The sequence below is a fragment of the Pararoseomonas sp. SCSIO 73927 genome, assembly GCF_037040815.1.
Lineage (GTDB): Bacteria > Pseudomonadota > Alphaproteobacteria > Acetobacterales > Acetobacteraceae > Roseomonas.
Window position 1 is genome coordinate 337,028 of record NZ_CP146232.1, and the last position, 19,667, is coordinate 356,694.

Sequence of the window (19,667 nt, forward strand, 5' to 3'; positions counted from 1 at the left end):
TTTCTGACGCCGGGCAGGTTCTTTACAGAATGAGGAGAAAATACTGATGAAGCTCGTCAGTGTTTCTTACGAGAATGCCGGACAGGACAGGCTGAAGGCCGGCGTCGCCACCTTCGGACAGGTCTTCGCCAAAGGCGAAGTGCCGGCCGGCACGGGGCTGTTCGCGACGATGAACGGCTCGAGGTCCGCGGTTCAGCTCGACGTCAAGACGACCTACGAGGACGGCTCGGTGAAGATGGCCGTGCTCTCGGCCCTCCGCCCCGAGCTGCAGGCCGGGGCGAGTGCCGAGGCCGTGCTCCACACCAGCTCCGCCGGCGGGGCCGGGGCGCCGATCGACCTGTCCTCCGCGCTGGCGGGCCACAGCTTCTCCGTGGCGCTCACGCCCTCCGGCGGCGCGGCGCAGAGCATCGACGTGCTGGCCGCGCTGCGCACCGCGCTGGCCGATGGCAGCGCCTCCTTCTGGCAGAGCGGCCCGCTGGCGACCCAGGCCCGGGTGGAGATCCCGCTGGAGGGGTCCCAACGCCTGGTCTTCGACGTGACGGCGTATCAGGGCGGCGGCTTCTCCGTCGATGCGGGGTTCAACAATGACGGCGCCATGGGCGCCGCCGGCGGGCGCGTATCCTACGGCGTGAGCGTGACGATGGACGGCCGGACCGTCGCGCAGGAGCAGGTGAACCAGGGCCAGTACCAGAACTGGCACCGCAGCTTCTCCTCCAACGGCACCGATGGCGGCCAGGGCCTCGGCGATCCGTCGGAGGGCTGGCTCAACATCCGCCACGACATCGGGCACCTCGGCGAGACGGGCGCGGTCGCCGAGTACAACCTCGCCAACGGCGTGGATTCCGCGCTGCTCGACGCCTACGCCGCCGCCGCCCAGGCGCCGGAGGTCGACGCCCCTCTCGCGACGGCCGGCGTGACCCAGTACATGCCGGGCACTGGCGGCCGCGGCGACATCGGCTTCACCACGGCGGGCAACACCGCCTGGCTCATCTCGCAGGACATGCGCGCGGCGAGCTTCGCCATGGAGCAGGCCGAGGCGGCGGCGGCCGTGCCCTGGAACCTGTGGGACGCCGCCAACAAGGGCTGGCTCAGCGTCAGGGACTATCCCAACCTCTGGACGGATTCGCGCGGCGGCACCGGGCGGCCGGGCGACCCGACCTCCGGCACCCTGACCCAGCCGGGCGACGCGGAGACCGGCTGGACGCTGGATCCCGCGCACCAGCCCGACCTGTCCTACGTGCCCTACCTACTGACGGGCGAGCGCTGGATGCTCGACAACCTCCAGGCCCAGGCAGCCTGGAACATCGCCGGCCAGTGGCCGCTGGTGCGCGAGAACGGCGAGGGGCTGGTGGTGCAGGAGAACCAGGTCCGCGGCGCGGCCTGGGCGCTGCGCCAGATCGACAAGGCGGCCCTGGCGAGCCCCGACGGGAGCGAGGCGAAGGCCTACTTCACCGAGGTGTCGAAGGCGAACTGGTCCTGGATCGTCGAGCAGATCCCTGCCTGGACCGCCGAGCAGGGCGAGGCCCATGGCTACCTGCCCGGTGTCTACGGCGCCGAGGGCGCCCTGCCGCCGTGGCAGCAGGACTACTTCGCCTCCACCGCGATCGCCGCGGCCCGGCAGGGCAACGCCGACGCGCGGACCTACCTGGAGTGGGCCTCCAACTTCCTGATCGGGCGCTTCACCCACGAGGCGCAGGGCTTCCCCGAGCATGACGGCGCCGCCTACCTCATCGCCATCGGCGATCCGGTGACGGGCACGCCCTACAAGACCTGGGCGGAGATCGGCGCGCGCACGGCGGCCAACAACTGGTCCAACGGCGACGGCTGGACGCAGAGCCAGGGCGACTACCCGCAGCTCGCCCTCGCCACCCTGGCCGGCCTGGCGGACGTGCTGGGATCCGCGGAGGCGGCGAAGGCTTACCGGGCACTGGTGGCGGACAACCCGCCCTTCACGGGCGCCACCGACTTCCGGCGCGACCCCACCTACTCGCTGGAGGCGCCGGGGAGCGACGAGACGACGATCCCGCCCGTGGTGCCGCAGCCGGCGGATCCGGCCACGCCTGCCGACCCAGCACCCACGGAACCGGCACCCACGGAACCGGCACCCACGGAACCGGCACCCACGGAGCCGGCGCCACCTGCTGGTCCGGCCCCCACGGAGCCGGTGCCTCCCGCTGATCCGGCAGATCCCGCCAATCCGGCGCCGCCTGCCGATCCGGCACCGCCTGCCGATCCCGCGCCCCTGCCCCCGCCCCCGCCCGAAGAGGCGACAGGGGAGCTTCCTCTCTCGATCGTCCTGGGCGGGGAGAGCTGGAAGGGGAACCCCTTCGCGAGGGTCGTCCTGGACGGGGATTTGGTGTTCAGCGGCGAGGTCTCCGCGCCCCACGCCTCGGGCGGGATCGCGATCGCGCTCGGCACCGTGGATGCGGCGCGCGCGCACACGGTCCTGGTGGACTTCTCCAACGACCTCTGGGGCGGCTCGGCCGACACGGATCGCAACCTGCACGTCGAGGACATCCGGCTCGGCGGCGTCTCGACCGGGCAGAGCGGTGCGCTGAACCAGAACGGCCAACTGACCTTCGAGGTCTCCGGCCATGGCCTGGGCGGAGCCCCCGGCCAGAACCCTGGCGGGGATGGCGGGACGGCTCCGCCCCCTGACAGCGCCGACCCGCTGGACAGCATCCGGATCGGCATCTCCGGGGACACCTGGCGCGGCCATGCGCGTTACGACGTGCTGCTCGACGGCAGGAAGGTGATCACGGGCCGGGAAGCGACGGCGGAGCACGGCGCCGGGGCGAGCGAGACGGTCGAGATCGACGCCGATCTCTCCGCCGGCGGGCACGTGCTGACGGTCCGTTTCCGCAACGACGGCTGGGGCGGCACGGCGGCGACGGATCGCAACCTCTACGTGGACTCGGTGGTGGTGAACGGCGTGGACCTCGGGGAGCAGGCCGCGCTCAAGCAGAAGGGGGACGCGGTCTTCCACTTCGACACGAGCGAAATGGCCGATGTCGCCGCTGCCGCCCATGTCGATAGCCCGGTGCAGCCGGGTGTGCCGGAGTTCCCGCACTCCGACGACATCTGGCTGGGGTAGCGCTTCCTCGGTTCCGGGGTGAAAGGCCGGGCGCGCGGGACCAACCTCCCGGGCGCCCGGCTTCATCGTGCCCGGCTTTGTCATGCCCGGCTTCGTCATGCCCGGCTTCGTCATGCCCGGCCCTATCCGATCGGAGCCGAGGAGGGCCGGGGCTGGCGGCGCCCGGCCCTACCGCCTGGGGACCTCGCGAGCCGCCTCGATCGAGAGCCCGAGAACCCCCGCCAGCGCCTCGAGGAAGGCGATGTCCCCCGCCGTGAAGTACCCGGTTGACGTGTCGTCGACGCCCAGCACGCCGAAAGGCGAGACCCTGCCGGGGATCACCACGTCCACGCCTCGCCGCACGCCCTGGTCCAGCAAGAAGGAAGGCAGGGCCGCGCGCCCCTCGCCGCCCGGACGGGGATGGAGGACGGAGCGCCCCCCGATGAAGGCCTGGCCGGCCGGGAAGCGCGAATCGAGCGGGATGTGGACCTGCGCTCCGCCCTCGGCCTTCCAGCCCGCGCTCTCGATCAGCAGCAGCGTGCCGGTCCGTGCCTCGTAGCGCAGGATGCGAGAGAGAGGAGCTCCGCTCCCCTCGGCGGCGAGGCGCGCGGCCTCCTGCAGGACGGCCGGGAGCTGCCCGCTGCGCAGGGCGAAGCGGCTGAAGCTGGCCAGCAGGGATTGCTGGCGCAGGGCGCGGCCGGGATCGGGCGGCGCGTTCGCGGGGGCGGCCCGCGGCGGGCCGGGCACGGAGGCCGGGAGATCGGCCGGCCTCGGGAAAGCCCCCGCCACCGCGGGGCCGCCGCGCTGGGCCGGCCGCTCGGGCCGCAGCGCGGCGAGGGGCTGCTCAGGGGCGGCATCCTCCGGCTGATAGGCCTTGAAGCGCTGCCAGCCCTCCATGAAGGCCTCGAACTGCTCGTCCTGGGTGGCCTGCTCGCGGCGCAGCCGCTGCATCTGGTCGCGCAGCGCGAGGACGGGATGGCCCTCCGCCAGGTTCGCGCCGGTCTCGATTGCCCGGAGGAAGAAGGCGGCCTTCGCCGGGTGTTCCCGCTCGATGACGTAGGCGGCGTAGCCCATGACGGAAGCCCGGCCGAAATCGATCATGCGCCGGCCGAAGCCGCGCAAGGCGAGAAGCCGCGGGTGCTCCTCCAGGATCTGCTGGACCTCCGCGGGCGTCGCCTTCTTCGCCCGCACGGTCGGGTTCCGGTGCTCGCGGCGCCAGAGGAGATTGGCCATGGCGGCGGCGAGGGCCGCATCCCCGAAGGAGCCGAGAGGGTGGCGCACCGCGGAGCTGCGCGGGGTGTGGCGGTCGTAGGTGCCGGCCGCCACGTCGGACAGGCCGCGCACGACGAGGACGGGAATCGGGGTGTTCGCGGCGACCACGGCCATAAGCCGGTGGTGCCCGTCCAGCAGCCGCCCGGTGCCCGAGAAGCAGATGGGCTGGGCGTTCAGCTTCCACCGGCCGGTCGCGATGTCGCGGGTGATGGCGTCGACGCTGTTGCGCGAGGGGGTGGAGCCCGGGCCGCCCGCCCGGAGGTCGCGGGCGGCCTCGCCGGGCGTGATGACCTCGACGCCCAGGGTGACCCCTTCCGGAACGGGAGAGGCCTCGGCGGGGCGGGCCAGCGAAGGCCCGGCGCCGGCCGGGGCCAGGCCGGGATAGCCCTGGAGGCGCGGGAACTCCTCCGGCGCCGGGCCGGAGTCGCCGTGCCACACGATCCGGCGCGGTCTCTCGTGCCGCAGCAGGGCGTTCAGCGCCTTGATCGAGAGCGCCAGCAGCCTCACGCGGTCCGGCCGGGCGGCCGGGTCTCCCTGCAGGCGGTCGATCTCGGCCCGGAGGACAACCCCGGGCTCGCTGGAATCGAAGCGATCGGGCTGGCGCAGGGCCTCGAGCAGCCGCATGGTCAGGGACCAGTCCACCTCCCGCCCCATGTAGAGGATGGCAGAGCGGACAGGCTCGGGCAGCGGCGAGTGGGCCGTGGCGAGGCTCGCCGCCACCGCCGCCTCGATCCCGGGATTGGCGCGCAGCGCGCTCTCCATGCGGCCCCAGTCCGGCGTCGCCTCCGGCCCGGCGAGGAGCGTGCCCTCGTCGTAGCGGATCAGCCGCTCGGTCAGGGCCGCCTGCGCGCGGGCATTCGGCACCCCGTGCGCGGCCAGAACGGCAGCAAACTGGCGCCGGCGGCGCTGGTCGATGGTGGGGAGCACCTCCTCGTCGACCCCGCGGGCGAGCACGGTCGTGAGCGGGACGCCGGCCGAGACACAGGCCGCGATTCGCTGGACGCCATCCAGCAGCACGCCGGACCGGGAGACGATGATGGTGGCGCCGTTGAAGATCCAGCGGCCGTCGAGCATCGCGAGCCGGTACATGTCGATCGCCGAGGCGTTCAGCCGGGCGCCCGCGCGGCGCCTGGCCAGGAGATCGCCCGCCTGCTGGGGAGTCAGGACCTCGATTCGAACGTTGATCACACCCCGGCCAGGGGTCTCGGGCGAGTCGTCGCGCCCCTCGTCCTGCGGCATCTTAAACATCCGGAACGGCGCACCCCGACAGCGCGCAGGCCGGGACTTGCGGGCCGGCAGAGGAGCCGGCCAGTGGACGGAGATCGGCGTGCACAGGTGTTTCCTCGGTACTCGGCATCATCATGCGTTGGAATCGTTTCAAACACAGGAAAAATCTCGGGTCTGAAACCGGTTAGCCCCTGGGGGGTTTCCGACTTCTAGGGCGGCGCCCCCGATCTTCCCGGGAAGCGGACCCGATATCGGCGCGAGCTCTTCGCCGGGGACGCGCCCGCCCCTCTCGGCACGCGCCGCAGGCCCCGCCGCGCTTGCTTTGCCGGGCTGTTTGCGCAGGGGAACCCCCGTCAGCCAACGGAGAGGCGGAGCGCTCTGCCGCTCGTCTCTCGTGTTTCCCCCGACGCCTAGCCTCACCTCTGCGGCATGACGCCCCTGACTGTTGTTCACGGGGAACGCGGCCTGCGGCGGGTATGCCGCCGGGGTTGGCACCGAGCGAAAGCAGAGGCGGTTCCGCCTGTCATTTCTTGGTCCCGGGTAAGACGAGCGCGCGCCTTTGTCTTACAGGTTAATAAAAGCAGAGGATTTTTCGCAAGCGCAATCTCACATCTCCGTGAATGACAGGTCGGTTGCAGGCGCTTCTCGGAGAGAAACTGCCGGTGCGTATTTCCATATCCTGACGTGTTTTCTCAATTTTAAAGGAAATCTCAGAAGAGAAATGCTGCCGACCTAGAGTCCCCTGCCCCCCCTGATCGGCGCTGATCTACTTGCCCCATAGTGAAAGTGCGTGAGCAGTATGAATATCCATTAACTTCAACCCCTCAGGCCACAAAGCGGTCCCGTTACGTTCCCGAACCTGAGGTGAAGGCCGACGTGAATTCGCAAACCGGGGTACAAAGTTTCTTTGCCAACGGTCTCTGCGGTTGTTTCCTGCAAGTCCGCAATGCGCCGAAGTGACGGCGAGTCTGAGTAGCACGTGAAGAGGAGGGTTCAACGATGGACACAAGTCCGATCCACACGACCGAAACATCGTCGCGCAACGTCGTAGAGCTGCCGACGCCGTCTGGTGCCGCGATCATTGCCAGGATCGCGGAGCAGGAGGACCGTGCGGGCAAGCTGTCCCAGAGCCTCGATATGCAGCGGCATCGCGACCTGTCGAGCGGGAACCAGCGCTCCCCGACATCGTCGGATTCGGCCGTGGGGCGCGAAATCCGCGAGCTTCGCCGGGCGCAGGGGCGGACCCAGAAGGAGCTGGCGCGGATGGTGGGCGTCACCGGGGCCCAGCTTCACCGCTACGAGACGGGAACCACCCGGATCGCGGCCAGCCGGCTGATCGCCATCGCCAACGCGCTGGACATCCGGCCGGACGTGCTGATCGCCGCCGGGTCCACCCGGGCCGTTCCCGCCCCGCCTCCGCCCGCCTTCCAGGCCGGCTCCGGCGATGACATCGTGGAGCTGATCCAGGCTTTCAGCACGATCACCGATCCGAGGCACCGCAGCGCCCTGGTCGCGGTGGCCAGGATGATGGCCGCGCAGTACGGCCGCCACGACGGGTCCAGCCAGACGGACTGAGCGTTCCCGTCCTGCGCCCCCGGTGCCTGCACCGGCATTCCTGCGGGGCGCCACGACGGGTTTTCCCCGCCTCCGCAGCGTCGCCCGGCTTGCCGATCCAATTCCGATCGGCGGCGCTGGACGCCGTGCGGAGACGGAGGACCCCGCTAGGCCTCAAGGCTCTAAGCTCTAAGCTCTAAGCTCTAAGCTCTAAGCTCTAAGCTGCCGGACTCAGCCCTTCCAGGCGCGCCAGGGCCCGGCCACAAGTTCCGCCACCGACCAGGCATCAATCCGGGACGGACGCTCAGGGCTCGCGGGAGAGTTCCGCCGCCCGTGCCGCAAGGCCGCCGCCCTGCCCTTCCAGCACCTGCCGGAGCAGTGTGCGATCGCGCAGGCGCGACGCCGTGTCCCTCGGGCCTCGACCCTGGTCCCGCACCGTGACCACCGCCAGCACCGGCCTGCTCCCGCCGCCCAGGCTGTTCCAGCCCTGCTCCGCCCGGCTGCGGAAGCCGCCGCCCGCGGGCACGCCGTGAAGCCAGGCGGCCACGGCCACCAGGCGTGTGCCGTCCGGCGACTGCCGCCCGCGCCAGGTCGCGTCACCGGCCCGGACGGAGAAGGTCAGCGCCTCGTCGTCCTCGCCGGCCACCCGGTTGCCCTCGGCCGTGACGGCCGACCAGGTGACGCGGGGCGAGAAGACCAGGAGCCGGGCGGAGAGGACGAGGCCCTGGCAGGCCAGCTCGCCCGAGGGCAGCCCGGAGCAGCCCTCGGGCGCGGTCAGCGCTGCGGGCACCGCGACCGGCCGCCCCCCCTCCTCCGGCCCCAGCCCGGCCACGAGGGCCGGCGCCGCACCGGCGACGGCCAGCTGCAGGGCGGCCACGCCGAGGAGGATGGCGGCGCGCGGGGGGCCGGCGGTCTCGCCCGTCCGGATCCGTTGCGGGGCCGGCTCCGGCCGCGCCGTGTCCTGCCGGAAGGGCAGGCCCAGGAGCACGAGCGCGAGGAGGACGGCGCTGAAGAACACCCAGCCGTAGATCAGGTGGTCCGCCGCCGCCGCCTCCGCGCTGCCGAGGTGATGGCCGAGCACCACGATGCCGAGCGCCCGGAGCCCGTTCGCCAGGATCGGCACGACGATCGCCAGGACGAGCACGAGGAGCCGCCGGCCAGGGCTGCGGAACATCACCAGAGCATAGAGCGCGCCGAAGGCGAGGGACGCGATGGCGAAGCGCAGCCCGGCGCAGGCCTCGGCGACGAGGAAGGTGCCGGAGGGGATCTCGATGATCAGGTCGTCGGCGTAGTGCGTGATGCCGAGGAGCTGCAGCCCCGCCACGATCATCCAGGCCGTCACCCGCTGCAGGGCGGGCACGGCGAAGGCGCCGAAGGGCACGAGGAAGACGAGGTAGGCGAGCGGGGCCGCCATCGCCAGCCCGATGCGCCATCCCAGCACGGAGAGCGCCGCCAGCACCGCCAGGGCGAGGGCGGCGAGCTGGCGCCCCTCCATGATCCCCAGCCGCTCCGCCGCCAGCCAGGCCAGGGCGGCGCCGAGGGCGGGGATCGCGAAGAGGGCCGTCGGCTCCGGGACCAGGCCGGCGAGGCGGGCGCGGCGCTGCCAGGCGAGCCAGGCAGCGATGGGGAGGACGAGCCAGCAGTGGTTGTAGGCGGTGGAGCGGTCCCAGGTCTCGACCGCCGTCGCCGCCTCCGTCGCGAAGAGGACGCCGAGCGCGGCGAAGGAGGCCAGAAGCACGAGAAGGGCCGGCCCCCACCCCTGCGGGAGGGCGCCGGCCAGCGCGCCGGGCGGCGCCGTGCGGGTCGTGCTCATTCGGCGGCCTGCATTTCGTAGGAGGGCGGCTGCGGCGACAGCAGCGCGTCCAGCCGCCGCAGGGTGGCCGACCAATCGTGCCCACGGGCGACCGCGGCGCGGGCGGCAGCGCCCATGCCAGGGATCTGGCCGCCCAGGGCGACGGCGATGGCGGCCGCCGTGGCGGAAGCACCATCGGCGACGAGGATGTCCCGGCCGGCAGCGGCGCGCACGCCCTCGAAGGCCTGGGGAGAGGCGATGACGGGGCGGGCCAGGGCCATGGCCTCCAGCACCTTGTTCTGGATGCCGCGCGCGATGCGCAGCGGCGCGACCGCCGCGGCGGCGTGGGCGATGTAGGGGCGGGTGTCCGGCACCGCGCCCGTGACGTGCACGCCCGGCAGCGCGGCCAGCGCGCGCACCGCCGGGGCGGGATTGGCGCCGACGACGTGGAACTCCGGTGCGGAGCCTGCCGCAGGGCCTGGGGCGGCGCGCAGCAGCGGCATCACCTCCGCCGCGAACCAGCACACCGCCTCCACGTTCGGGCGGTAGTCCATGGTGCCGGTGAAGACGATCGGCGGCGCCGCGTCGCGATAGGGGTTGGCGTAGGGCAGCGCGGGGTCGAAGCGCGACAGGTCCACGCCGTTATCCACCCAGTCCAGCCGCCCCGCGCTCTCGGGCGCGAGGGCGGCGAAGTGGTCCCGCTCCTCGCGCGAGACGAGGAGCGTGCGGTCGAAGACGGCCGCCGCGCGGCGCTCGAAGCTGAGGAGGGTGCGGGCCTCGCGCGCCCAGACCTGGCGCATCGGCGGCGCGGCGCCCTCCGCGTAGGCGGCCCACTTGGCGGAATCGACGTCCACCAGGTCCAGCACGCGCCGCAGCGGCGGAAGGCCGGGGCCCATGACGTAGGGCGCCATGGAGGAGGAGTAGACGAAGGCCGCCTCGTAGCGCCGGGCCGCGAGCCCAGCCTCCACCCAGGCGTGCAGGGCCGGCGCGTGGAACCAGCCGAGGGTGAGCGGCAGCCCCGGGCGCACCCGCGTCAGCGCGCGGGCCGCGGCGGCGGCGCGCCCGCCGGTCGGGTGGCACTCCACCCTGTCGCACACCCCGCGCAGCGCCGGCAGGTGCTTCAGGTCGGCCGGATCGTCCACGAGGCAGCCGAGATCCACGGTCCAGCTTCGCGACAGGTGCTCCAGCATGTGCCAGGCGCGGATCTTGTCGCCCTTGTCCGGCGGGTAGGGGATGCGGTGGCAGAGGAAGAGGAGGCGCGGGCGCATCGCGGTCATCCCAGCCCCCGCACGATGGGCGGCCCCAGCAGGTTCGCCACCGGCAGGGGCAGGCGGCGCCAGGCGGCAATCATCAGCCTGTAGCGCGGGTTGGTCGGGTTGTTGTCCGGCAGGCGCGCGCCCTCCCGCAGCCGGTAGCAGTAGTGCAGCGGCTGCGGCGCGAAGCCCCAGTTCTTCTTGAAGTCGAAGGCGCCCGTGCCGGACTTGCTGCGGCCGAAGTCAAAGACGCGCGCGCCGCGCTCTGCCCCCGCGCGCCGCATCACCTCCCAGTACATCACGTCGTTGGCGGCCAGGGCGCGCGCGGCGCGCGTGCCGCCGCCGTAGTAGGGCAGCACCTCGTCGCGGAAGTGGAAGCTCAGCACGGAGGCCACGGGGCGGTCCTCGTGCAGCACCGTCAGCACGTCCGACATGCCGGGGAAGGCAGTGCCGAGCAGCCGGAAGTAGTGGCGGGAGAAGACGGGGCTGCCGAGGTTCCGCACGCTCTCGGCGTAAACGCGGTGCAGCATGTTCGTGTCGCCGTTCACCACCGTGGCCAGGCCATTCCCCAGCCCCTTGCGCACCACGGCGCGCTGCTTGCGCGGGATGGCCTTCATGTCGGCCTCCGCGTCACCCGTGATGGGCTTGCGGAAGGTGTAGTAGAGCGGCGGCCGCTCCTGCCAGCCGAGGTCGGGCGCGCCGAGGCGGCGGAACTCCAGGCAGGGCACGCCGGTGCGGCGCATCAGGTCGTGCGCGTGATCCTCCAGCGCCGCCGCGGCCTCCGGCGTGGAGGAGACGGGGCCGCCATAGACGCAGAAGGGCGTGGAGACGAGCGCGTCGCCGAAGAGACGCGTGCGGATGCGCGCCAGCGGCAGCACGCCGACCACGGCGCCGTCCTGCTCGGCATAGGCGTAGTGCGTGGCGTGGCCGAAGGCCTCCGCGATCACGCGCCGCCAGGCGGCGAGGTGGAAGAAGGTGGCGTCCGGCGTGGCCTGGACGAAGCGGTCCCAGGCGCCGCTGGCGGCGTCCTCGAGCGGGCGGATGCGAACGGCCATGATGCCCTCCCTAAGCCGTGCCGATTTCGGCGGCGTGGACGCGATCGATCCGGTCCCAGGCGAAGTCCCGCAGCAGCCGGTCCACCCGCGGCGCCATGGAGGAGAGCCGGCTGTAGTGGCGGAAACGCGAGAGCGGCGGGGCGCTGAGGACCCGGGGCTGGCCCGGATCCACCTCCCAGGGGTGGAAGTAGAAGATGCCCGGGCGCCGCTCCGCCGCGTTCACCCGCCGCAGCCCGGCGCGGAACACAGGATATGGCAGCAAGCGGAACCAGCCGCCGCCTGCGCAGGGCAGGTTGCGGCCCAGGGCGCGCAGGGTGGTCATCGGCAGTTCCACCACGCCGTCCGGAAAGGGCCGGTGCGGCCCGCGCGGCGCGTCCGGCGCGCCGTAGAGGTCGTGGCGCACGGGGAACACGGAGGAGCTGTAGCGGTGCCCCTCCTCCGCCAGGATGCGGTGCGCCCAGGGCGTGCTGGCGGGGCCGATGGAGAAAGTGGGCGCGCGATAGCCGGTCACGGCCGTGCCCCCCGCGTCCTCCAGCACCTGACGGGCGCGGCGGATGTCGGCGCGAAAGGCCTCCGCGCCGATCTCGTACACCCGCTCATGGCCGAAGCCGTGGCTCGCCAGCTCGTGCCCGGCGGCGACGATGCGGCGGATCAGCGCGGGCTGGCGCTCCGCCACCCATCCCAGGGTGAAGAAGGTCGCGCGCACTCCGGCGCGGGCGAAGCGGTCCAGCACGCGGTCCGTGCTGTCGACGACGCGGGGCGCCAGCGCGTCCCACTCGCTCCGCGGGATCACCCCGGCGAAGGCCTGGACCTGGAACCAGTCCTCCACGTCCACGCTCATGGCGTTGGTGAGAGAGAGCATCACCGGCGCGCCCGGCCGCCATCGACGAACAGCTCGGACATCCGGTCGAAGATCCGCTCGCGCCGAGCCATCAGGCGCTCCAGCGTCTCGATCCGGTCGGCCAGGCGGTCCAGCCTGTCGGCGCTGCCGGAGGCGCCATCGTGGCCGCCGTGCTCCGGCGCGCCGCCGCTGAGGTCGTCCTCCAGCTCCAGCGCCGTCGCCTCCACCATCGGGCCGGTCAGCTCGTCCGTTCCCTCCAGCGCGCCGGCGAGAAGCACGCGGGAGCAGAGGCGGTTGATCCGGCGGGGGATGCCGCCGCTGTAGCGGTGCACCAGGTCCAGCGCCGGCTCCTCCCAGCTCGGGCAGCCATCCCAGCCGACCGCGCGCAAGCGGTGCTCCACATAGGCGTGCGTCTCCTCCCGAGAGAGGCCGCCGAGGTGGTAGGAGGCGAGGACGCGCTGGCGGAGCTGGTCGAGGTCGGGGCTGGCGAGCATGCGGCGCAGCTGCGGCTGGCCCAGCAGCACCGTCTGCAGGGGGTGGCCGCCATCCGTGACGTTGGAGAGCATCCGCAGCTCCTCCAGCGCCTGCAGCGGCAGGCCCTGCGCCTCGTCCACGATCAGCAGGTGGCGCCTGGTCGCGTCACGCAGGGTGGCGGCGATCCCGAGCAGCACCCGCGCCTTGCTGCCGTCGGACGGCGCGCCGAAGGCGTCGGCGACGAGCCGCACCACGTCGTCGCCCGAGACCTGGGTGGTGGCGATGCGCGCGACGGCGAAGCCCTCCGGGTCCAGCGTGGCGCAGAGCCGCTCGACGAGGGTGGTCTTGCCCGCGCCGACCTCCCCGGTGACGACGACGAAGCCCTCCCGCTGCGCCAGCCCGTAGGTGAGGTGGGCGTAGGCGCGGCTGTGAACGGAGCTGGCGAAGAAGAGCCGCGCGTCCGGCGTCATCTGGAAAGGCTGTTCGCGGAAGCCGTAGCGGTTGATGTGCATTGCGTGTCCCTCGGAAGGGCCCCTCAGAAGGTTTGGCGCAGGCCGACGAGCACAACGTTCTGCAGCGCCCGCCCGGAGGCGTCCTCGTCGCCGCGGCTCGTGATCGCGTACTGCGCGAAGGCGCTGAGGCCGGGCCGCAGCTGGGTCGCCAGCGTGACGCTGGCGCTGACCACGTCGCCGTTGCCGGCGCCCGGGGAGGTGAACCGGCCGTACTGGACGTTGCCGATGGCGGTGGTCGCGGGCGTCAGCTCGTGCGACCAGGAGAGGCTGGCGGAGGTGCCGCGCTGGGAGAAGGCGGTGGTCCCGGCCTGCACCGAGACGGGCTGGCGCTCCTCGTGCGAGACGGTGAGCGTGATCCGGTCCCGCGGCCAGGACTGGCTGACGGAGAGGGCGGCGCGGCGGATGCGGAACAGGCTGCTCTGCACGCCGAGGAGGGAGTCCGAGAAGGGCTGCGCGGTGGGGGCGCCGGTCGCCGAATCCACGGGGTTGCCGTACTCGTCCAGCGTGGTGGTGGAGAGGAGGTCCACCGCGCGCTGCGCGCCCGTCGTCAGCCGCTCCGAGTAGTTGGCGAAGAGCTGCGTGCGGACGCCGAGCCCGATCACCGCGTCCACCGTTGCGGAGTTGAAGCCGTCGCGCCGGCCGTACTTCACGGTGATCCAGCTCTCGGGCGAGAAGTTCACGCGCCCGCCGAAGGCCCAGACCGGCTCGCTGATGTGGATGCCGGGGACGCCTCCGTAGCGCTGCCCCTCGTATCCACCTTCCACGAGCGCGAGGATGGAGTGGGTGATGGCGTAGCGCGCCTGCACGGAGGCGATCCGCTTGTAGGCGCCGTCCAACACGCCCGTGCCGTCGTAGCTGGTGGAGGCCAGGCGGGTCTCGAAGGCCAGCCGGCCGAAGTTCTCGCCCGTGCGGCCCACCGCGTAGAACTCGTGCGCGGTGAAGTCCTGGTCGGCGAAGTAGCGCTGGCCGCCCGGCGTAAAGGCGCCGCCGGAGGAACCGCCGCCGAAGCCGCTGCCGCCGAGGTCCTGCTGCACCGCCTGGAAGGCGTAGCCGACCTGCACGGTCCCCAGCCCGCCGAAGCGCTGCACGAAGTAGGGAGAGACCTGGACGGTGTTCGTCTGGACCCGGTTGTTGCGCCCCACCACGGCGTTGCCCTGCCCGGCGTAGCCGCCGCTCGCGGCCTGGGTCGCGCCCGATCCGCGCAGGTCCAGGAAGACCTGGTCCGGCACCACCGTGATCAGCGCCTGCCCGTTGAAGCGCTGGTCCACGCGGTTCCGCTCGCCCTCCGCGGTGTGGAACTGGATGCTCGGCGCGTAGTTGATGAGGCCGCGGATCCGGTCCGTGTCCACGGAGAGGAGAAGGCCGGGGATGATGCTGGTGACGAAGTCGTCCCGCTTGTCCCTGCGGCTCTGGTCGAGGTTGTCGGTGTAGAGGAACTGCACGCCGAGGCTGGGCGTGACGGCCCAGCCGCGCCCGGGCTCGCCGGGCGGGGGCGCGACGGCGCCGTAGGGAAAGTCCGGCGCGTCCAGGCGGACCCGGCCGGTATCCGCCGCCGGTGGCAGGACGAAGGGGCCGGAGGAGACGAGGCCGGCGCCAGCATCCGGCACCCCCGTGCCTGATGACAACGACGGCGACTGCGACGGCGCCGCGGGGCGCAGCTCCAGGGCGCTCAGGGAAGGCTCGGCCAGCGCCGGAGAGGCGAAGAGCGGGACGCCAAGGGCGAGGAGGGCGCCGGCGGCGTGCCGGCGACGGGCGGGGAGTCGCCCCTCCGCCTCAAACCCGACCGCCTCACCCGGCATCGGGCGCACCGTAGTCGCCGTGGGCGCCGAAGGTGTCGTTGGCGGAGAAGCGGGCGCGATTCAGCAGGAGCTGCAGCACCGGGCAGGCCTCCAGCATGTCCAGCGCGGCCTCCACCTCGTTGCGCTGCGTCCGCTCCGCGTCCACCACCAGCACCACCTGGCCCGCGATGGAGGCGAGGGTGCTCGCCTCGCTCGTCGAGAGGCTGGGCGGCGTGTCCAGCACGATGACGTGCTGCGGCAGGGCGGCGGCCAGGCGGAGGATGGCGGAGGCCATCGCGGCGCCCGGGGGCGGATCCCGCCGCCCCCCCGCCGCGTCGCCCTCAACGGAGCCCCCGTAGGGAAGGAAGGTCAGGCGCGGGATCGCCGTGCGCAGTGGCAGGCCGTTCGGGCGGAGCGAAGGATCGGAGGCGAGCTGGCGCAGGCCGGGCCGCCCGGCGACGCCGAGCGCGCCGCCGCACCCGCCCTCGCGCCCGTCCACGTCCACCAGCACCACGCCGGCCGCGCCCCCGGCCGCCGCGGCGGCAAGGTTCAGCGCGGCGAAGGTCTTGCCCTCGCCGGGCAGCGCGCTGGTCACCACCACGATGCGGCCCTGGGAGGTGCCGGCGCGCGGCCCCTCCTGCACGGTCCGCAGCATCTGGTGCTGGACGACCGCGATCTCCTCGACCACGCGGCTGCGCGCCGGGCCGTCCCCGCCGACGACGAGGCCGGCCGCCCGGAGCGCCTCCAGCCCGATCGGGGCCGGCGGCGCGGCGGTGCCGGTCGTTGAGCCATCCTTCGCAGGAGCCTTTCCAAGCGCCTTTCCAACGACCTGGTCAGGAGCCTGGACGGGGGCATCCTGCGCGGAGGCCGGCGCCGCGGGCGCGGGTGCCGGGGCGGCCTCGGGGCGCACGGGGCGCCAGTCCTGCGGCCCGCCGGGCTCGCCGAGCAGCTCCGCTGCGCGCTCGATCAGGTGGGTGCGCGCGGTGACAGCGGGGCTCATGCCAGCATCCTCATGACCTGACCCGGCACGCCGCCGAGGATTGCGCCGAAGCCCGCCAGCAGCAGGGCGAAGACCCCGGCGAAGGCGAAGGCGGGAAGAAGGCGGCGCGGCGCCGCAGGGGCGGAGAGCGCGCCGAGGACGGGCAGGCCGAGGCCGCGCAGGTCGTGGACCGTGTAGAAGGTGCGGTCCAGCCGGGTGAGGCCCACGGCCACCAGCAGCCCCGCCCCCAGCCCGGCCACCAGCACCCCGGCCGCGAGGAGCAGGCGGTTGGGCGCCACGGGCGCGGCCGGCAGGGTGGGCGGATCCACCACCTCCAGCCGCACGCGGTCGGAGTTCGTGCGGGCGGCGCCGGCGATCTGGATCGATTCGCGCCGCGCCAGCAGTTCCTCGTAGTTCTTGCGCAGCACGGTGTAGTCGCGGTCGAGGTTCAGGTACTGCGCCTGCACCTCCGGCTCGCTGCGGGCCACCGCGTCCAGCCGCTCCACCTCCGCTCGGCCGGCCTTCTCCTGCCGCTCGAGCGAGGCGATCTGCGCGTGCACGTCCACCAGCCGCACGCGGAGCTGCTCCATGAGCGGGTTGGAGCGGGCGACGCGCTGCGGGGCGGCCGCCGCGCGCGGCGCGCCGCCGCCACCGCCGTTCGCGCGCAGGTCCGCGATGGCGCGCCGCGCCGACAGAACGTCCGGGTGCTGGTCGGTGTAGCGCAGGCGAAGCTCGCGCAGGTTGCGCTCGGCCTCCGCCACGCGCCCGTCGCCGCCCCCTCCCCCGCCGCCGCCCGTCTCCGTGACGAGCTGGGCGGGCGTGGCGTCGATCTGCTGCTGCGTTAGGTCGCGCCGCGTGCGGGCGTCCTGCAGCTCGCCCTGCACCTGCTGCAGCCGGGCCCGCGCCGCCTCCAGCCGGGAGACGCCGCCATTGGCGTCGGACGGCAGCAGGTCGATGTAGCGCGCCTGGAACTCGGCCTTGCGCCGCTCGGCCTGGCGGAGCTGCAGCTCGTAGGAGGCGATCTGCTGCGCCACGAAGGTCCGCGCGCTCTCCATCTGCTGCCGGTCGGTCGTCGTCGCGGCCTCCATGAAGAGGTTCAGCGTGGTCTGCACCACGTCGCGCGCCGCGCGGGCGTTGCTGTCGCGGTAGTCGATGGTGAAGAGGTTGCGGGTCTGCGTGGTGATGCGGATGTCCTTCGCCAGCCGCTGGATCAGCGCGTCGCGGGAGGCGGTGTCGGGCGCCCGCGCGTCGAGGCCCGTGCGGACGATCACCTTCTCCAGGTTCGGGCGGCTCAGCAGCGTGCGCTGCAGCACCTCCACCTGCCCGGCCGGCGTGCCGTCGATCGCGATTCCGCGCAGCAGCATGCCGAGGATGGCGTCGGCGTCGGCGTAGAGCCGCGCGCTGGATTCATACTGGCTGGGCAGGGTGTGGATCCCGGCCCAGCCGCCGAGGCAGACGAGCCAGGCGACGCCCATGGCGACCCATCGGTGCCGCCAGCCGGCGCTGGCGTGGCGGCGGAGGAAGGCTGTGGCCTGCACGGCTCAGAACCAGCCCTGCGGGATGACGAGCGTGTCGCCCGGTCGCATCGCCGCGTCCTGGGAGACGTCGCCGTCCCGCAGCAGGTCCGAGAGACGGACGGGGATGGCCCTGGGGCGGCCGCCGGGCTCGCGCCGGATGATCTCGGCGCGGTTGCCGGCCGCGTAGCGGGTCAGCCCCCGCGCGCCGATCATGACGTCGAGCACGGTCATGCCCTCGCGGTAGGGCATCGCCATGGGCTGCGCGGCCTCCCCGATCACGCGGATCTGGCGGTCGGACGGGCCCAGGAAGGAGCGGACCATCACCGTCACCGTCGGCTCGCGGACGTAGGTCTTCAGCCTCTCCTCGATCTGCTTGCCCAGTTCCGAGGGCGTCCGCCCCGCCGCCTCGATGTCCGGGATCAGCGGCAGGGAGAGGCGGCCGTCCGGCCGGATCGGCAGATCGGGCGCGCTCAGCTCCGGCGAGCGGTAGACGAAGATCGAGAGCGTGTCCCCCGGGCCGAGCACGTACTCGGGCGCGGGTTCCGACGAGGCGGGGGCGAGGTCGCGCGGGGCGCCCGCCCCCCCGGCACAGCCGGCCAGGCCCAGCCCGGCCAGGCCCATTCCGGCCATCAGCAGGAAAGGGGAATATCCGATGCGGGGCATGGGGGCTCCTGCTGTCGTTCCGCTGCGGTGCGGCACGGATCCGGTTTCCGGGGCGGATTACGTCCCGGTCCCGGCTGTAAGGACGTTATCATCGCCCAACCCGCCTTCAATAAGTTTTTTACAACATCGAAATTGATCAGAACGAAAACCTGCCCGGAATTGTAAATTTCTCTGCCGAATTGCTGAATTTCATGAAATAAATCCAGTGTTTTTAATGGTTTGTCGATCACCGATCAAAGTAGATGGATGTTATAAAATCTTCCTGCCTGTGGTCACCGATGGTAAATCCTGCCTCCGGAAACCCCCAATCCGGGAGCGGCCTGATGACGAGCCTGTTCGGGCATGACGTCCGTTCGGATCTGCTGGTTCTGTATCTCGCGGAAACCGGCGCTGTATTCCTGGCCGTTTATGCGTTCGCCGTCTTCGGTGTGGCCCCGGATGCGGCCTTCAACGCCCGGGATGCCGGGCTCGTGGCGGTGGCGGTGGCGCTCTGCTGCGGCATCGTGGTGGGTGCCAGCGGGCTTTACAGGCCGGAGGTGCTCTCGCGCTCCCGGCGGCTCGTCGCGGGCGGCTTCGTCGCCACCCTCCTGCTGCTCATCCTCACCTGGCTGGGGCTCCAGCTCCTCACCCCCGCGCGGGATCCTTTCTCCTGGAACATGGTGGGGGCGGTGCTGCTGGGCTGCGTGCTCGGCGTCGCCGTGGCCCGCCTGGGCTGCAGCACCGCGTCGCGCTGCGGCCTGCTCACGCGGCGCCTGCTCATCCTCCGCGACGCGCCGGCCAACCTGACCGGAGGGCGGGAGGCGGAGGCCGTGCGCGACTTCCTCGTCCCGGTCTTCATGCCCATCGAATCGGTCTCCGACGGCGCCCTCACCACCGAGTGGCTGAGGGCGCAGCGGATCTGGGCTGTGGTCGCGGAGCCCGCATCCCTGACCGAGGCGACGCGCGAGCGATTCCGCGAGGCCGGCCTGCGGGTGCTCACGCCGGACGAGCTGGACGAGTGCCGGCTGAACCGCGTGGTGCCCGAGCGCCTGCCGGCGAACTGGCTGCACACGGCGCGCGGCGCCCAGTCCTCCCGCTTCGGGGCCTTCCTGCACCGCGTCCTCGACATTGTCGCCGCAACGGCCATCCTCCTCGCCACGCTCCCAGTCTGGCTGACGGCGGCGGCGCTCGTGCGGCTGGACAGCCCGGGACCCATTTTCTACCGGCAGGTCCGGGTCGGGCTGCGCGGGCAGCACTTCACGCTCTACAAGTTCCGCAGCATGGTCGTGGATGCCGAGGTCGGCGGCGCGCCGCGCTGGGCCACGCGCAACGACCCGCGCGTCACGCGGCTCGGCCGGTTCATGCGCCTCACCCGGATCGACGAGTTGCCGCAGCTCCTCAACGTGCTGCGCGGCGACATGGCGATCGTGGGGCCGCGGCCGGAGCGCCCGGGCTTCGTCGAGCAGCTCGGCCGCGTGATCCCCCACTACGACGACCGCGCCCTGGTGAAGCCCGGCATCACGGGATGGGCGCAGGTGAACTACCCCTACGGCGCCTCGGTCGAGGACGCGCGGATGAAGCTCGCCTACGACCTCTACTACGTGAACCGGCGCAGCCTCTTCCTCGACCTCATCATCCTCGTCTCCACCGTGCGCGTCGTGCTGTTCCAGGAGGGCGCGCGTTGAGCGCCCTACGAGC

14 protein-coding genes are annotated in these 19,667 nt (G+C 72.5%); 4 read left to right on the forward strand and 10 right to left on the reverse strand.

Annotation, left to right across the window (positions count from 1 at the left end):
• The first annotated feature begins 46 nt into the window (after nucleotides 1-46).
• Nucleotides 47-3,094: a carbohydrate-binding domain-containing protein gene (locus tag VQH23_RS01765; protein ID WP_338663895.1), complete on the forward strand. Its 3,048-nt coding sequence runs from the start codon at nucleotides 47-49 to the stop codon at nucleotides 3,092-3,094.
• Between the two features lie 18 nt (nucleotides 3,095-3,112).
• Entirely contained in the window at nucleotides 3,113-3,364 is a 252-nt protein-coding gene (locus VQH23_RS26580) for a pentapeptide repeat-containing protein (protein ID WP_408904270.1), read from the forward strand.
• Here the strand turns inward: VQH23_RS26580 and VQH23_RS01770 are convergent.
• On the reverse strand, nucleotides 3,263-5,584 hold the full coding sequence (locus VQH23_RS01770) for a GAF domain-containing protein (protein ID WP_338663896.1): 2,322 nt from the start codon (nucleotides 5,582-5,584) through the stop codon (nucleotides 3,263-3,265). The two genes, VQH23_RS26580 and VQH23_RS01770, sit on opposite strands and share 102 nt — an antisense overlap.
• 987 nt (nucleotides 5,585-6,571) lie before the next feature.
• Here VQH23_RS01770 and VQH23_RS01775 point away from each other — a divergent pair.
• A complete protein-coding gene (locus VQH23_RS01775; protein WP_338663897.1) occupies nucleotides 6,572-7,147 on the forward strand; it encodes a helix-turn-helix domain-containing protein in 576 nt (191 codons plus the stop codon).
• A gap of 283 nt (nucleotides 7,148-7,430) precedes the next feature.
• Here VQH23_RS01775 and xrtA read toward each other — a convergent pair whose 3' ends face one another.
• From xrtA to VQH23_RS01820, 9 genes are read right to left on the reverse strand one after another with little or no spacing between them, the layout of a single operon-like run.
• Entirely contained in the window at nucleotides 7,431-8,939 is a 1,509-nt protein-coding gene (xrtA, locus tag VQH23_RS01780) for an exosortase A (protein ID WP_338663898.1), read from the reverse strand.
• On the reverse strand, nucleotides 8,936-10,195 hold the full coding sequence (locus VQH23_RS01785; protein ID WP_338663899.1) for a TIGR03087 family PEP-CTERM/XrtA system glycosyltransferase: 1,260 nt from the start codon (nucleotides 10,193-10,195) through the stop codon (nucleotides 8,936-8,938). The genes xrtA and VQH23_RS01785 overlap by 4 nt, the downstream gene beginning before the upstream one ends.
• Complete coding sequence (locus VQH23_RS01790; RefSeq protein WP_338663900.1) at nucleotides 10,192-11,226, reverse strand: FemAB family XrtA/PEP-CTERM system-associated protein; 1,035 nt, start codon at nucleotides 11,224-11,226, stop codon at nucleotides 10,192-10,194. Before VQH23_RS01790 ends, VQH23_RS01785 begins: the two co-directional genes overlap by 4 nt.
• 10 nt (nucleotides 11,227-11,236) lie before the next feature.
• On the reverse strand, nucleotides 11,237-12,088 hold the full coding sequence (locus tag VQH23_RS01795; protein ID WP_338663901.1) for an XrtA system polysaccharide deacetylase: 852 nt from the start codon (nucleotides 12,086-12,088) through the stop codon (nucleotides 11,237-11,239).
• The gene (locus tag VQH23_RS01800; RefSeq protein ID WP_338663902.1) at nucleotides 12,088-13,053 is read right to left on the reverse strand and encodes an AAA family ATPase; all 966 of its coding nucleotides are present in this window, start codon (nucleotides 13,051-13,053) and stop codon (nucleotides 12,088-12,090) included. Before VQH23_RS01800 ends, VQH23_RS01795 begins: the two co-directional genes overlap by 1 nt.
• A 23-nt stretch (nucleotides 13,054-13,076) precedes the next feature.
• Nucleotides 13,077-14,852 (reverse strand): TIGR03016 family PEP-CTERM system-associated outer membrane protein, encoded by a 1,776-nt coding sequence (locus VQH23_RS01805; protein WP_338663903.1) that lies wholly within the window; start codon nucleotides 14,850-14,852, stop codon nucleotides 13,077-13,079.
• Nucleotides 14,842-15,831 (reverse strand): hypothetical protein, encoded by a 990-nt coding sequence (locus VQH23_RS01810; protein WP_338663904.1) that lies wholly within the window; start codon nucleotides 15,829-15,831, stop codon nucleotides 14,842-14,844. The genes VQH23_RS01805 and VQH23_RS01810 overlap by 11 nt, the downstream gene beginning before the upstream one ends.
• Nucleotides 15,828-17,348 carry an XrtA system polysaccharide chain length determinant gene (locus tag VQH23_RS01815; protein ID WP_338663905.1) on the reverse strand — a complete coding sequence of 507 codons (1,521 nt, stop codon included), beginning with the start codon at nucleotides 17,346-17,348 and terminating at the stop codon, nucleotides 15,828-15,830. Before VQH23_RS01815 ends, VQH23_RS01810 begins: the two co-directional genes overlap by 4 nt.
• A 3-nt stretch (nucleotides 17,349-17,351) precedes the next feature.
• Nucleotides 17,352-17,990, reverse strand: a complete 639-nt coding sequence (locus VQH23_RS01820) for an XrtA/PEP-CTERM system exopolysaccharide export protein (RefSeq protein ID WP_338663906.1) — start codon at nucleotides 17,988-17,990, stop codon at nucleotides 17,352-17,354.
• Between the two features lie 323 nt (nucleotides 17,991-18,313).
• On the opposite strand from VQH23_RS01820, the gene VQH23_RS01825 reads away from it, so the two are divergent.
• Nucleotides 18,314-19,654, forward strand: coding sequence for a sugar transferase (locus VQH23_RS01825; RefSeq protein WP_338663907.1), 1,341 nt, complete (start codon nucleotides 18,314-18,316; stop codon nucleotides 19,652-19,654).
• Nucleotides 19,655-19,667: the final 13 nt, after the last annotated feature.